Below are 14731 nucleotides of genomic sequence, written 5' to 3'. Positions count from 1 at the left end.
AGGGGGAGAAATTAAATAAAATTTTGTGTAACGGCTACATAATCTCGAAATTTTCTGTTTAAAAAAACGGCGATGTAAAAATAAGTTTCAAATTTGTGAAGATGATCACGGAATGTTTTGTCAAAAATAATTATTGTTAAGCACAAGTTGTTACTTCCAATAACAATGTAACCATAATGATTAAGTCTTCATAATAAGAGGAACATTCTATGAAAAAAGCCGTATTAAGTGCAATTGCATTATCTGTCGCATTAGGAGCAACGGTAGGGGTTGCACAAGCTAAGGATCGCATTGGCGTGACGATTTACAAGTACGATGATAACTTTATGGCGTTAATGCGTAAAGAAATTGAGAAAGAAGCCAAAAATCTCAAAGATGTTGAGTTGCTGATGAATGACTCACAAAATACGCAATCAATTCAAAATGACCAAGTCGATGTGCTGTTATCTAAAGGGGTAAAAGCACTGGCGATTAACCTTGTGGATCCATCTGCCGCACCAACCATTATTGGTAAAGCAAAAGGTGAGGATGTTCCTGTGGTATTCTTTAATAAAGATCCAGGGGCAACAGCGATTGGTAGCTATGAAAAAGCTTACTATGTCGGAACGGATCCAAAAGAATCAGGCATTATCCAAGGTGATTTAATTGCAAAACAATGGAAAGCGACACCAGCATTAGATACCAATAAGGACGGTAAAATTCAGTATGTGATGCTTAAAGGCGAACCGGGACATCCGGATGCAGAAGCTCGTACCAAATATGTGGTTGAGGAACTCAATCGCCAAGGTATTCAAACAGAACAACTCTTTATTGATACCGGTATGTGGGATGCAGCCCTTGCCAAAGATAAAATGGATGCATGGCTAACCAGCCCGAAAGCAAATAGCATTGAGGTTGTTATTTCAAACAATGATGGTATGGCAATGGGCGCACTAGAAGCTGCGAAAGCTCACGGTAAAAAATTACCAATCTTTGGGGTAGATGCATTACCTGAAGTGTTACAGTTAATCAAAAAAGGTGAAATTGCAGGTACGGTCTTAAATGATGGTGAAAACCAAGCAAAAGCGGTTGTACAACTTTCTGCAAACCTTGCAGACGGTAAAGCTGCCGGAGAAGGCACAAATTGGAAAATTGACCAAAAAGTGGTTCGTGTACCTTATGTTGGCGTAGATGCGACAAATTTAGATAAATTCTTAAAATAAATTAAAAAACACAAGGCACGACAGCGCTGAATGCTCGTGCCTTTTTTAATATACGGAGTGAGATATGACAAACGAAGTACTGCTCACCATGACAAATGTTAGTAAGTCCTTTCCCGGGGTAAAAGCCCTTGATAAAGCGAATTTAACCGTAAAATCCCATAGTGTTCACGCATTAATGGGGGAGAACGGTGCTGGAAAATCAACATTACTGAAATGTTTATTCGGGATTTACGCGAAAGATGAAGGCGAAATTTTATTTTTAGGTAAACCCGTTAATTTTAGAACCTCAAAAGAAGCCTTGGAAAATGGGATTTCGATGGTACATCAAGAGCTTAACTTGGTAAAACAAGTAAGTGTGATGGACAATCTTTGGCTTGGTCGTTATCCATTAAAAGGACCTTTTGTTGATCATACAAAAATGTATAACGACACAAAAGCGATCTTTGATGAATTAGATATTGATGTTGATCCTCGTGAAAAAGTAGCAAAACTTTCTGTATCACAAATGCAGATGATCGAAATCGCTAAGGCATTTTCTTATAACGCCAAAATTGTGATTATGGATGAACCGACTTCCTCTCTTTCAGAAAAAGAGGTTGAGCATCTGTTTAAAATCATTCAAAAGCTCAAAGAGAGAGGGTGTGGCATTATTTATATCTCACATAAGATGGATGAGATTTTTAAAATTTGTGATGAAGTCACGATTTTACGTGATGGTAAATGGGTTAATACCGTGCCAATTAAAGAAACGACCATGGAACAAGTGGTTTCAATGATGGTTGGACGAGAATTGACACAACGTTTCCCTGAGAAAACGAATGTGCCAAAAGAAACGGTATTAGTGGTAGAGCACCTGACTGCCAAAAATCAGCCTTCGATTCAAGATATTAGTTTTGAATTACGCAAAGGCGAAATTCTCGGTATTGCCGGCTTGGTAGGCGCAAAACGGACGGATATTGTTGAAACCATTTTTGGTGTGCGTGAAAAAGCCTCCGGTACAATAAAGCTCAATGGCAAAGTTGTGAGTAACCGCAATGCCTTTGAAGCGATCAACAATGGCTTTGCATTAGTTACAGAAGAACGCCGTTCAACAGGAATCTACGCCAATTTAAGCATTGAATTTAACTCATTGATTTCCAATATGAAATCATATTTAGGCAGATTTGGCTTATTAAGTAATAAGAAAATGAAAAGCGATACCCAATGGGTAATTGATTCAATGAATGTAAAAACGCCTTCCCATGAAACAACCATCGGATCGTTATCTGGCGGTAATCAACAAAAAGTTATTATCGGGCGTTGGTTGCTCACACAGCCTGAAGTGTTAATGCTGGATGAGCCGACTCGAGGGATTGATATCGGCGCCAAATTTGAGATTTACCAATTGATTCTTGAGCTGGCAAATAAAGATAAAGGAATCATTATGATTTCATCAGAAATGCCGGAACTATTAGGGGTAACGGATCGTATTCTTGTCATGAGTAATGGCAAAATGGCAGGGATTGTTGAAACCGCAAAAACATCTCAAGAAGAAATTTTACAACTTGCGGCAAAATATTTATAAATCAGGAGTGAATTATGTCTGCGGTACAACCAAACAAAGCACTTAATTTTCTGAAACAAAATGCCATTTATTTTGTGTTATTGATTTTGTTATTTATCATCATTGCACAAGATCCTAGCTTTTTGAGTTTACGAAATTTCAGTAATATTTTAACCCAATCTTCGGTTCGTCTTATCATTGCTTTAGGCGTGGCAGGGCTGATTGTTACTCAAGGTACGGACTTATCAGCAGGTCGCCAAGTCGGGCTAGCGGCGGTTATTGCGGCAACGTTATTACAATCAATGGAAAATATGAATCGTGTTTTCCCAAATTTAGGGGAAATACCAATTCCCGTTGTGATTCTTGCCGTGTGTGCAATTGGAGCTGTGATTGGCTTATTTAACGGTATTGTAATTGCGTATTTAAATGTGACGCCGTTTATTGCCACAATGGGGACAATGATCATCATCTACGGGGTAAACTCGCTCTATTATGATGCCGTAGGTTCTTCGCCAATTGCCGGTTTTAGCGAAAGTTTCTCTACCTTCACACAAGGGTTCTTTAACCTCGGTGGTTTTAAACTCTCTTACATAACGATTTATGCGGCAGTTGCAACATTGATTATGTGGACGATTTGGAATAAAACCCGTTTTGGTAAAAACATTTTCGCGATAGGCGGTAACCCGGAAGCGGCTCGCGTGTCTGGGGTAAACGTTGCATTGAACTTGATGGGTATTTATATGCTCTCAGGGATTTTCTATGCCTTTGGTGGTATGTTAGAAGCAGGGCGTATCGGCTCGGCAACCAACAACTTGGGCTTTATGTATGAAATGGATGCAATTGCAGCATGTGTGGTTGGTGGGGTATCCTTTGCCGGTGGTGTCGGAACCATTATCGGGGTAGTAACAGGGGTACTTATCTTTACCGTCATCAATTATGGTTTGACCTACATTGGCGTAAACCCTTACTGGCAATACATCATTAAAGGGGGAATTATCGTATTAGCCGTTGCGATTGACTCTTTAAAATATGCGAAGAAAAAATAGCGTTAAAAAAAGTTATTACGCAAATAATTCAAATATTTTCCCTCCTTGGTACAAGGTACAACCTGATAACCTCGTTAGCCTAACCTTTGGCTCCCTCCGTTTACGGAGGGAGCTGCCGAAGGCTGAGGGAGGGAAAAATTAAATAGGATAACTTTGTGCAAGTATCACATAATTACACATTTCAATTTTAATTTAACGTACCGTCCCACAGGTAAAACAATATAAATACTGATTTTTCGGATCGTTGAATTTGGTAAAGAAATCAGCAGTTTGTTGCGTTTTTTGTGCAAATGGTAGATTTAACCAGCCCGCTAAATTTAATTTCGCTTTGGCATTTAAGCTACGAGAGATCTCGCCAAACAGCGATTCATCTTGTTCCGTAAACCATTGTGGTGTAAATGTTTCAATTTCAGGCTTGTTCTGTTCTTTCAGCTTACGATTAATCAAATTACCTAATAAAGCCAAAGTGTCATCAAAGTTACCTAATTGATCGACTAACCCGAGCGATTGGGCTTTTTGCCCTAACCAAACTTGTCCTTGAGCAATTTGATCGACTTTGGCTAAATCCATTTTTCTGCCACGGCTCACTAAATCTAAAAATTCACGGTAGCCTTGTTCTACACTCATTTGAATTAATTCACTTTGGTGGCTTGAAAGTGGTTTTAAGCCACTGATTTCGGCTAATGGCGAAGTTGAAATTCCATCTTCACGTACACCAAGATTTTGCGCCGTTTTCTCAAAGTTAAATAACACACCAAAAATACCGATAGAGCCGGTTAAAGTATTTGGATCAGCAACAATCGCATCGCTTGTAGCCGCAATCCAATATCCTCCCGAAGCTGCCATTCCCCCCATTGAGCTTACGACCGGTATGCCTGCTTGCTGAATTGCCTCAACTTCTTGGCGAATTAGCTCTGAAGCCAATGCGCTCCCACCAGGGCTGTTGATACGCAGAATTAAGCCTCGAACAGTTTTGTCTTGGCGAACACGTTGTAGCTGGCGGATTAAGGTATCTGCGCCAGCAGTATCTTCTAGGCTTTCGCCCATTGTGATTTCGCCTTCAATGTTGATAACAGCAATTTTATTAGGCGCTTTACGATTAAAGCGATCCGGTAAATCCGTGGCATAATCATCATAGCGAATAGATTTAAAGTCGTTCTCTTCATCTGCACCAAATTTTTCAACTAATAATTGGCGCATTTCAGCACGTGTTTTGACTTCATTGATCAAGCCTTGTTGTAAGGCAAAAGTTGCTTCATTGCCTTTATGCTGTTTGCGTAAGGCTAACAAGCGGTCAATTTCCGGCAAAATTTTACCAACATCAATTTGGCGATTATCCGCAATCCCTTGTTGTAAGTTTTTCCACATAGGCTCAAGCCAACCTTTGGCGTTTTGCTTTGCTTCTTCTGACATTTCATCGCGAATGAGTGGCTCAACCGCCGATTTATAAGTGCCGACACGGAAAATATAAGGCTTAGCCTCAATTTTATCGAATAGCGACTTAAAGTAGAGATTGCTGTAATTTAGCCCTTGAAGTTCTACTGCACCGGCTCGGTTTAGGTAGATCTGGTCGGCAAATGAAGCTAAGTAATATTGCGATTGACCGTAACTACTGCCGATTGCGATAACAGGTTTGCCACTGGTTTTGAATGCCGTAATACCTTTGCCGAGGTAGGTTAAAGAAGGGTAATCTCCCCCTTCAAATTTGTCTAACTCAAGTACCAAACCGGTAATGCGTGGGTCAGTTTGGGCGTTTTTTAGTGCATCAACAATATCGAAAGTCGAGTATTTTTTCGGTTGCTCATTACCCATTTCCGACTCAATCAAACGATAAAAATCTGCGTACTCTTCTCGATTATCGGCAAGATAGCCGTTTAAATCCAAGATTAATGCGCCTTTATCAAAATGAACGAGGGCATCGCTAGGTTGTTTGGCATTAAAAGTATTCACCAAGCCAACAATTGCTGCGGCAACAAAAATAAAGAGAATAAAAAATAAGCTCATTACCGTTTCACGCACACAACGGAAAATCTGGTAAAAGGCTTTAAAGATTTTAAGCATAATATATCCAATGAATAAAAAATGGCGTATAAATTACCATAAAAGAAAGGGGCATTTAAAAAATTTGAAATATTTTAATATGAAATGGTTGTAGGGGCGAAATATTTTTCGCCCTGACTGTCGATGGGATTTAGGGCGAAAAATATTTCGCCCCTACAGGGTTTATCATCAATCTAACGCTTATTTAATTGATCTTATCGCTAGGTTGATTGGTGAAATAAGAGTAGAATACAAGCGGTCATTTTTTCAATATTATTAGCAATTATATAAACGCCAAATTTAAAAATCTTTCGTAGGGGTGGGGTTTATCCCCACCCATATGGGGATAACTTAACTTTCGGGCGGGGATAAACCCCGCCCCTACGGAAGGTATTTAATGTTTGGATAATTGTTAGAAAATACTGTTTTTTTAAATTATGTTACAAGAGGCTTAATATGGCAATTTTAGTTACCGGTGGGGCAGGTTATATCGGCTCACATACGATTGTAGAATTATTAAATGCAAATCGTGAAGTGGTTGTATTAGATAATCTAAGTAACTCTTCGGAAGTATCATTAGCTCGAGTGAAACAACTTACGGGCAAAGAGGTTACTTTTTATCAGGGCGATATTTTAGATCGTGAGATGTTACGCAAAATTTTTGCTGAAAATAAGATTGAGTCGGTTATTCACTTCGCTGGTTTAAAAGCGGTAGGCGAGAGTGTTCGTGAGCCGTTACGTTACTATCAAAATAACGTAACAGGATCGATTGTTTTAGTCGAAGAAATGCTTAAAGCAAACGTAAATACCATTGTATTTAGTTCTTCAGCAACCGTTTATGGCGATCCGCAAATTATTCCGATTGTCGAATCTTGCCCGGTTGGCGGAACAACAAACCCATACGGCACCTCAAAATATATGGTAGAGCGTGTTTTAGAAGATACGGTTAAAGCTTTCCCACAACTTAGTGCGGTGGTATTGCGTTACTTCAATCCGGTTGGCGCACACGAGAGCGGTTTAATCGGCGAAGATCCAAACGGTATTCCAAATAATTTATTACCGTATATCAGCCAAGTTGCGGTTGGTAAATTACAACAACTTTCGGTATTCGGTAGCGATTATGATACGCACGATGGCACGGGTGTTCGTGATTATATTCACGTAGTCGATTTAGCAATTGGACATTTAAAAGCCCTAGATAAACACCAAGATGATGCCGGTTTCCACGTTTATAATTTAGGGACAGGTACGGGGTATTCGGTATTAGATATGGTTAAAGCGTTTGAAAAAGTGAATAACATTGAAGTACCTTATAAATTAGTTGAACGCCGTCCGGGAGATATTGCAACCTGTTATTCCAATCCACAGAAAGCTTTAGTGGAATTAGGCTGGAAAACTGAGCGTGGTTTAGATGAAATGATGCGTGATACTTGGAATTGGCAAAAAAACAATCCGAATGGCTATAAAGGCTAATTCATTATAGAATATCGGCACAAATTTGATTTGTGCCTTTATTTTTGCAAAAACAAGGAAAAAAATGACCGCTTCATCACCGTCTTCGCTTTGGCAACAGATTTTCACGAAGAATATGTTGCTCTGTATTTACACCGGATTTTGTTCTGGCCTACCGCTGTTTGTGCTTATTCAGCTTATGCCGGCTTGGTTCACTTCTGCAAACCTTGACATTAAAACCATTGCAGCATTTACGCTTACTTCCTTGCCTTATACGTGGAAATTTTTATGGGCAGCATTGCTAGACCGTTATTTCCCACCTTTCTTAGGGCGTAGAAGAAGCTGGATTTTCCTCTCTCAAGTTGGGCTACTTGCTATTTTAATGAGCTACGGCTTTTTTGACCCAGTGGCGGATATTCACATTATTGTTGTGCTTTCGGTGATTTTGGCTTTTCTGTCAGCTTCTCAAGATATTGTGATTGATGCGTTTCGCCGTGAAATTTTATCGGATAATGAATTGGGGCTAGGTAATTCAATTCACGTTAATGCGTATCGTATTGCAGGCTTAATTCCCGGGGGATTATCGCTGTTCTTAGCGGATCATTATGAATGGCAAACGGTCTTTTTGATTACCGCAAGTTTTATGTTGCCTTGCCTTCTGGTTACCTTATTTGCCCAAGAGCCACAAAGCAAACCGATTGATAAAAGCAAGCCGTTTTATATGGCATTTGTTGATCCCTTTACGGAGTTTTTTACTCGTAAAGGCTGGATGGGGGCTGTTGGGTTAATTCTGTTTATCTTCTTATATAAGTTAGGCGATTCCCTTGCCACCTCGTTACAAACGAAATTTATTTTAGATATGGGATTTACCAAATCACATATTGCGGCAGTGGTTAAAACAACTTCGTTATGGTGTAGCATTGGTGGCGGTATCATTGGCGGTATTGCGATGTTAAGACTTGGGGTCAATCGTGCACTCTGGTTATTTGGCACGGTGCAACTGGTTACCATTTTAGGCTTTGCTTATTTAGCCAGTTTCGGACATTTTGATACGGCTCAAATTGGTACGCCGGAATTACTAAAACTAGGTTTAGTTATGGCTGGCGAGTATCTTGGGGTCGGTTTAGGCACGGCGGCATTTGTTGCCTTTATGGCACGTGAAACGAACCCTATGTACACCGCAATGCAATTGGCGATTTTTACCAGTTTAGCGGCGTTGCCAAGTAAGTTTCTCGGGGCTTATACAGGACATATGGTAGAAGCCTTTGGGTATTATCATTTTTTCTGGATATGTTTTTTTGTGGCGATCCCTGGAATGTTGATGCTTTTTAAAGTTGCGCCGTGGAATGAAGTATCAAAATAAAAGCTAAGATAAATCATTGGGCGAAAAATATTTCGCCCCTACCAAAAAGCCCATTTTAATTGTAAAATACTGGCTTTATTTCCATTTGTGATAGATTATAGAGAATAAAAGAATGTCTGATAAACGCTACGGTGCTGATGAAATTACCGTTTTAAAAGATCTTGAGCCTGTTCAACTTCGTCCGGGAATGTACACGGATACAACCCGCCCAAACCATTTAGGGCAAGAGGTTATTGATAACAGTGTAGATGAAGCGTTATCAGGCTATGCAACACAAATTGATGTTATTTTACACAAAGACAACTCTTTGGAAGTCATTGATAATGGGCGAGGAATGCCGGTTGATATTCACTCGACAGAGAAAATGTCAGGTGTAGAACTCATCTTAACAAAACTACATGCAGGCGGTAAATTTTCCAATAAAAATTACACTTTTTCAGGCGGTTTGCACGGGGTTGGGATTTCCGTGGTCAATGCCCTTTCTGAACGTGTCGAAATTACGATTAAGCGCAATGGCGAAATTTATACTATTGCTTTTGCTAATGGCGTAAAAGTTGAAGATTTAACCGTAGTAGGAAGTTGCCCGAAACGCCAAACCGGGACAACGGTGCGTTTCTATCCTAATCCTAAGTATTTCGATAGCCCTAAATTCTCGGTAAGTCGTTTACGTCATTTACTCAAAGCAAAAGCGGTTCTCTGTCCGAAATTAACCATTAACTTCACGGATAAAATTAACGATACGCAAGAAAGTTGGTATTACGAAGACGGTTTGTCTGATTATTTGAGTGAAGCGCTTAAAGAGTATGAATGTTTACCAAATCCACCTTTTATTGGTGATGTGACTTCTGAAACTGAAGCAGTAAGTTGGGCATTAACGTGGCTACCGGAAGGTGGCGAATTGTTGGCGGAAAGTTATGTAAACTTAATTCCAACAGCTCAAGGGGGAACGCACGTAAACGGTTTGCGCAATGGTTTATTAAAGGCAATAACCGAATTCTGCGAAATTCATAACCTATTGCCAAAAGGGATTAAATTAACTGCAGATGATGTTTGGAACCGCTGTGCTTACGTGTTATCGCTTAAAATTCAAGAGCCACAATTTGCAGGGCAAACAAAAGAGCGTCTCTCTTCTCGTCAGGCTTCCAGCTATGTTGATAGCACGATTAAAGATGCTTTTAGCCTTTGGTTAAATCAAAATGTGCAAATCGGTAAGACCTTAGCGGAATTGGCAATTAGTTCCGCACAAAGCCGTTTACGTGCAGCCAAAAAAGTGGTGCGTAAAAAATTAGTGAGTGGGCCTGCGCTTCCAGGGAAATTAGCGGATTGTACTTCACAAGATTTGAGCCGTACCGAGTTATTTTTAGTTGAAGGGGATTCTGCGGGCGGTTCAGCCAAACAAGCTCGTGATAAAGAATATCAGGCGATTTTGCCGCTCCGTGGAAAAATTTTAAATACTTGGGAAGTTTCTTCGGATCAAGTCTTAGCTTCTCAAGAAGTACACGACATTGCTATTGCAATGGGGATCGATCCGGATAACGATAACTTAGATGAATTGCGTTATGGGAAAGTTTGTATTTTAGCGGATGCCGACTCAGACGGTTTACATATTGCAACGTTATTGTGTGCCTTATTCTTGCGTCATTTCCCAAATTTGGTTAAAAATGGACACGTTTATGTGGCAATGCCACCGCTTTACCGTATTGATATTGGTAAAGATGAAGTACACTACGCTCTTGACGAAGACGAGAAAGAGGCAATTCTTGCTCGCTTAGCCAAGAAAAAAGGCAAACCAAATGTGCAACGCTTTAAAGGATTGGGTGAAATGAACCCGAGCCAGCTCCGAGAAACGACAATGGATCCAAGTACTCGCCGCTTAGTACAACTTACCTTTGAAGAACGAGAAGAAGATGGGCAAGATAGCCAAACTTTCGAGTTGATGGATATGCTCTTAGCGAAAAAGCGTTCGGAAGATCGTAAACAGTGGTTACAAAATCGTGGTAATGAGGCCGAACTAGCTGTCTAGCCTACTACACCTTTCTGGATGTATGAAAAAATAGGCAGTTTCATTCATTTTTGTGAAGATGGGTTAAAGTCTTTTGCTATAAGGCTTTAACTCAATTTTTTTATTCAATGACGTAGCGTATAAAAGGATACATAGAAAAAAGTAGCAAAAGATAGCGCAAAAACTTACCTACTATCAGATAAAACAGGATTTGTTTTACAGGAAATTTAAGCCAGCCTGCTATGCCACATAATAAGTCTCCAACAAGTGGTAGCCAGCTCAACAGCAATATTACCGCCCCGTACTTCTCGCTCTTTGCTAAAGCCCACTTAGCATAACGATTTTTAGGATCAACAGGTTTAGGAACGAGCTTTCCCATGAGGTACGTTACAAAGCTCCCTAATGCATTACTAAATGTAGCCACTAAAATAAGCATAACGAGTGACGGAGACCATAACGTTTTATCAAGAAAGATTTGCTGCCCGGCTAGAGTACTAAAGATCACTTCTGAATTACCAGGTAATAGAGTCGAACTTAAGAAGCCACTCACAAACATTGTGACTAATTGATTTTCTGCTGAAAAAAACAAACTAAAAAAAGATAAGAGATATTCTGTAATCATATATGTATTATTTTGTTAATAAATAGTTAATAGAAAATTTAAATTATGTTTTATTTTGTGTTGAGTTTGAGGTACATCAAAAAAAGGTGCTTGAACCCCACTAATTTAATCACTTTTTATTTTGAAGATGAGCCTAACAGGTCTATAATTCTCAACAAATCTTATCATTTTTCAAATTTTTTTATTTCAAGGATAGCAAATGTTTTCTCCTGCTGAAATGGCAAAAATCGCAGAAGATGGCGCGGTTTACAAAGCAACCAAAAATCAATTTTACTCTTTTATCTCCGCAATCACAGCAGGTGCATTTATTGCACTCGCTTTCGTTTATTATACGACGACCCAAACAGGTGCATCCGATGTTGCATGGGGTGTTTCTAAATTCCTTGGCGGCACGGTATTCTCTGTAGGGGTTATTATGTGTGTTGTGTTTGGGGCGGAGCTTTTTACTTCTTCAACACTAACGCTTGTTGCTAAAGCCAGCCACAGGATCACATGGGCTCAAATGTTTAAAAACTGGGTTGTTGTTTACCTTGGTAACTTTATCGGTGGTCTCTTAATCGTTGCGCTGATTTGGTTTGCTGGACAAACTATGGCAGCAAACGGGCAATGGGGCTTAACGATTTTAAAAACGGCACAACATAAAATTCATCACACTTGGTTGGAAGCCTTTTCTCTTGGGATTTTGTGTAACATTATGGTGTGTATTGCTGTTTGGATGGCATATGCAGGCAAAAGCCTTACCGATAAAGCCTTTATTATGATTTTACCTATTGGCTTGTTTGTAGCTTCGGGATTTGAACACTGTGTAGCAAATATGTTCATGATTCCAATGGGGATTCTTATTTCCCAATCGGCTTCTCCTGAATTCTGGCAAGCCATTGGTGTAGATGCTGCACAATATGCAGATTTAGATACTTATCATTTTGTCATGAAAAATTTAATTCCGGTCACATTAGGTAACATTGTTGGTGGCGCCTTCTGTATCGGCATGGTGCAATGGTTCTTACATATCCGTAAGCACTAATTTTGATTTCAAATTCAAGCGGTTATTTTTTTGTAAAATTTTGCTAAAAACATACCGCTTATCAACTTAATTTACTAACAAATAGAGGACTTAAAATGACTCAACTAACTGAAGCTCAACAAAAAGCGTGGGCAGGGTTTACCGGTGGCGACTGGCAAACTGAAGTAAACGTACGTGATTTTATCCAAAAAAACTATACACCGTATGAAGGTGACGAATCATTCTTAGCGGGCGCAACAGAAGCAACCACTAAGTTATGGAACGAAGTAATGGAAAAAATCAAGGTTGAGAACAAAACTCACGAACCTTATGACATTGATTGTGAAACTCCATCAACCATTACTTCTCACAAACCAGGTTATATTGATCAAGCATTAGAAAAAATCGTTGGTCTTCAAACAGATGCGCCTTTAAAACGTGCAATTATGCCGTTTGGTGGTATCAACATGGTTAAAGGTTCGTGCAAAGTTTACCGCCGCGAATTAAACCCAGAAGTAGAAAAAATCTTTACAGAATACCGTAAAACTCACAACCAAGGTGTATTCGATGTTTATACACCGGACATTTTACGTTGCCGTAAATCTGGTGTTATCACAGGTTTACCGGATGCTTATGGTCGTGGTCGTATCATTGGTGACTATCGCCGTTTAGCGGTTTATGGTGCAGATTTCTTAATGAAAGATAAACAACGTCAATTTGCATCATTACAAGCAAAATTAGAATCAGGCGAAGATATCCAAGCAACGATTCAATTACGTGAAGAAATTGCGGAACAACACCGTGCTTTAGGCAAAATGAAAGAAATGGCGGCATCTTATGGCTTTGACATTTCAAACCCAGCAACTAACGCACAAGAAGCGGTACAATGGGTTTACTTTGCTTACCTTGCAGCAGTGAAATCACAAAACGGTGCGGCAATGTCATTCGGTCGCGTATCTTCATTCTTAGATATTTATATCGAGCGTGATTTAAAAGCAGGCAAAATCACTGAAGAAGAAGCTCAAGAGTTAATTGACCACTTAGTAATGAAATTACGTATGGTGCGTTTCTTACGTACACCTGAATACGATCAATTATTCTCAGGCGACCCAATGTGGGCAACTGAAACTTTAGCAGGTATGGGCTTAGACGGTCGTACATTAGTAACCAAAACCAGCTTCCGTATCTTAAATACCCTTTACACAATGGGTCCATCTCCAGAACCAAACTTAACAATCCTTTGGTCAGAGAGCTTACCGGAAGGTTTCAAACACTATGCGGCTAAAGTATCTATCGATACATCATCAGTTCAATATGAAAACGATGACTTAATGCGCCCAGACTTCGAAAACGATGATTACGCAATTGCATGCTGCGTATCGCCAATGGTGGTAGGTAAACAAATGCAGTTCTTCGGTGCTCGTGCGAACTTAGCGAAAACATTATTATACGCAATCAATGGTGGTGTGGACGAGAAATCAGGTGACCAAGTAGGTCCAAAAACTGCGCCAATTACAAGCGAATACTTAGATTATGATGATGTAATGACTCGCTTAGACAGCTTCATGGATTGGTTAGCAACACAATATGTGACTGCATTAAACATCATCCACTTTATGCACGACAAATATGCATATGAAGCAGCGTTAATGGCATTCCACGACCGTGATGTATTCCGTACAATGGCATGTGGTATCGCAGGTCTTTCTGTGGCAGCGGACTCATTATCTGCAATTAAATATGCAAAAGTTAAACCAATTCGTACTGATATTGAAATCAAAAACAAAGCAGGCGAAGTGGTTGGCGTAGCGAAAAATGTAGCAACAGACTTCGAAATCGAAGGCGAATATCCACAATTTGGTAACAATGACAACCGCGTAGACGATATCGCTGTTGATTTAGTTGAACGTTTCATGAAGAAAATTCAGAAACTCAAAACATACCGCAATGCAACACCAACACAATCTGTACTTACTATTACTTCTAACGTGGTTTATGGTAAGAAAACAGGTAACACCCCAGACGGTCGTCGTGCAGGTGCGCCATTTGGACCAGGTGCTAACCCAATGCATGGTCGTGACCAAAAAGGTGCGGTAGCGTCATTAACCTCTGTGGCTAAACTTCCATTTGCATATGCGAAAGATGGTATTTCTTATACCTTCTCTATCGTACCAAATGCATTAGGTAAAGATTACGAAGCGCAAAAACGTAACCTTGCAGGCTTAATGGACGGCTACTTCCACCACGAAGCAACAGTTGAAGGTGGTCAGCACTTAAATGTGAACGTATTAAACCGTGAAACGTTATTAGATGCGGTTGAGCACCCTGAAAAATATCCACAATTAACCATTCGTGTTTCAGGTTATGCGGTACGTTTCAACTCTTTAACGAAAGAGCAACAACAAGATGTGATTACTCGTACATTTACTGAATGTATGTAATCATAACGGTGGGAAGC

At 39.8% G+C, this 14731-nt stretch carries 10 protein-coding genes; 8 read left to right on the top strand and 2 right to left on the bottom strand.

Features of this window, described 5'->3' with window-relative positions:
• Positions 1-209 precede the first annotated feature (209 nt).
• From mglB to mglC, 3 genes are all read left to right on the top strand, one after another.
• On the top strand, positions 210-1202 hold the full coding sequence (mglB, locus tag AM305_RS11210) for a galactose/glucose ABC transporter substrate-binding protein MglB (protein WP_005818386.1): 993 nt from the start codon (positions 210-212) through the stop codon (positions 1200-1202).
• A 64-nt stretch (positions 1203-1266) separates the two neighbouring features.
• Positions 1267-2766: a galactose/methyl galactoside ABC transporter ATP-binding protein MglA gene (gene mglA, locus AM305_RS11205; protein WP_005826181.1), complete on the top strand. Its 1500-nt coding sequence runs from the start codon at positions 1267-1269 to the stop codon at positions 2764-2766.
• Between the two features lie 14 nt (positions 2767-2780).
• Complete coding sequence (mglC, locus tag AM305_RS11200) at positions 2781-3791, top strand: galactose/methyl galactoside ABC transporter permease MglC (RefSeq protein WP_005826179.1); 1011 nt, start codon at positions 2781-2783, stop codon at positions 3789-3791.
• 192 nt (positions 3792-3983) lie between these two features.
• On the opposite strand, the gene sppA is transcribed toward mglC, so the two are convergent.
• Positions 3984-5852, bottom strand: coding sequence for a signal peptide peptidase SppA (gene sppA / locus AM305_RS11195; protein WP_005826177.1), 1869 nt, complete (start codon positions 5850-5852; stop codon positions 3984-3986).
• A gap of 435 nt (positions 5853-6287) precedes the next feature.
• Between sppA and galE the strand changes: the two genes are divergently transcribed.
• The 3 genes from galE to parE all read left to right on the top strand — a co-directional run bounded on the left by galE (position 6288) and on the right by parE (position 10669).
• The gene (gene galE / locus AM305_RS11190) at positions 6288-7304 is read left to right on the top strand and encodes a UDP-glucose 4-epimerase GalE (protein ID WP_005826175.1); all 1017 of its coding nucleotides are present in this window, start codon (positions 6288-6290) and stop codon (positions 7302-7304) included.
• Between the two features lie 64 nt (positions 7305-7368).
• Positions 7369-8646, top strand: a complete 1278-nt coding sequence (locus AM305_RS11185; protein ID WP_005818377.1) for an AmpG family muropeptide MFS transporter — start codon at positions 7369-7371, stop codon at positions 8644-8646.
• Between the two features lie 112 nt (positions 8647-8758).
• Positions 8759-10669: a DNA topoisomerase IV subunit B gene (gene parE, locus AM305_RS11180; RefSeq protein WP_005826172.1), complete on the top strand. Its 1911-nt coding sequence runs from the start codon at positions 8759-8761 to the stop codon at positions 10667-10669.
• A 100-nt stretch (positions 10670-10769) separates the two neighbouring features.
• Here parE and AM305_RS11175 read toward each other — a convergent pair whose 3' ends face one another.
• Positions 10770-11267, bottom strand: coding sequence for a YqaA family protein (locus AM305_RS11175; RefSeq protein WP_035294667.1), 498 nt, complete (start codon positions 11265-11267; stop codon positions 10770-10772).
• A gap of 202 nt (positions 11268-11469) precedes the next feature.
• On the opposite strand from AM305_RS11175, the gene focA reads away from it, so the two are divergent.
• Complete coding sequence (gene focA, locus AM305_RS11170; protein WP_005826168.1) at positions 11470-12294, top strand: formate transporter FocA; 825 nt, start codon at positions 11470-11472, stop codon at positions 12292-12294.
• A 95-nt stretch (positions 12295-12389) separates the two neighbouring features.
• Complete coding sequence (gene pflB, locus AM305_RS11165) at positions 12390-14714, top strand: formate C-acetyltransferase (RefSeq protein WP_005826166.1); 2325 nt, start codon at positions 12390-12392, stop codon at positions 14712-14714.
• Positions 14715-14731: the final 17 nt, after the last annotated feature.

It is taken from the genome of Actinobacillus minor NM305, from assembly GCF_000175195.1.
Taxonomy (GTDB): domain Bacteria; phylum Pseudomonadota; class Gammaproteobacteria; order Enterobacterales; family Pasteurellaceae; genus Haemophilus_A; species Haemophilus_A minor.
The sequence above is the reverse complement of the archived record's forward strand: the minus strand, read 5'-3'. Positions and strand labels throughout refer to the sequence as shown.

What these genes read in the sequence shown, in the direction of transcription:
- parE (WP_005826172.1), top strand. Translation starts at nt 8,759, where the DNA reads ATGTCTGATAAACGCTACGGTGCTGATGAAATTACCGTTTTAAAAGAT.
- focA (WP_005826168.1), top strand. Translation starts at nt 11,470, where the DNA reads ATGTTTTCTCCTGCTGAAATGGCAAAAATCGCAGAAGATGGCGCGGTT.
- mglA (WP_005826181.1), top strand. Translation starts at nt 1,267, where the DNA reads ATGACAAACGAAGTACTGCTCACCATGACAAATGTTAGTAAGTCCTTT.
- galE (WP_005826175.1), top strand. Translation starts at nt 6,288, where the DNA reads ATGGCAATTTTAGTTACCGGTGGGGCAGGTTATATCGGCTCACATACG.
- mglC (WP_005826179.1), top strand. Translation starts at nt 2,781, where the DNA reads ATGTCTGCGGTACAACCAAACAAAGCACTTAATTTTCTGAAACAAAAT.
- pflB (WP_005826166.1), top strand. Translation starts at nt 12,390, where the DNA reads ATGACTCAACTAACTGAAGCTCAACAAAAAGCGTGGGCAGGGTTTACC.
- sppA (WP_005826177.1), bottom strand. Translation starts at nt 5,852, where the DNA reads ATGCTTAAAATCTTTAAAGCCTTTTACCAGATTTTCCGTTGTGTGCGT.
- AM305_RS11185 (WP_005818377.1), top strand. Translation starts at nt 7,369, where the DNA reads ATGACCGCTTCATCACCGTCTTCGCTTTGGCAACAGATTTTCACGAAG.
- mglB (WP_005818386.1), top strand. Translation starts at nt 210, where the DNA reads ATGAAAAAAGCCGTATTAAGTGCAATTGCATTATCTGTCGCATTAGGA.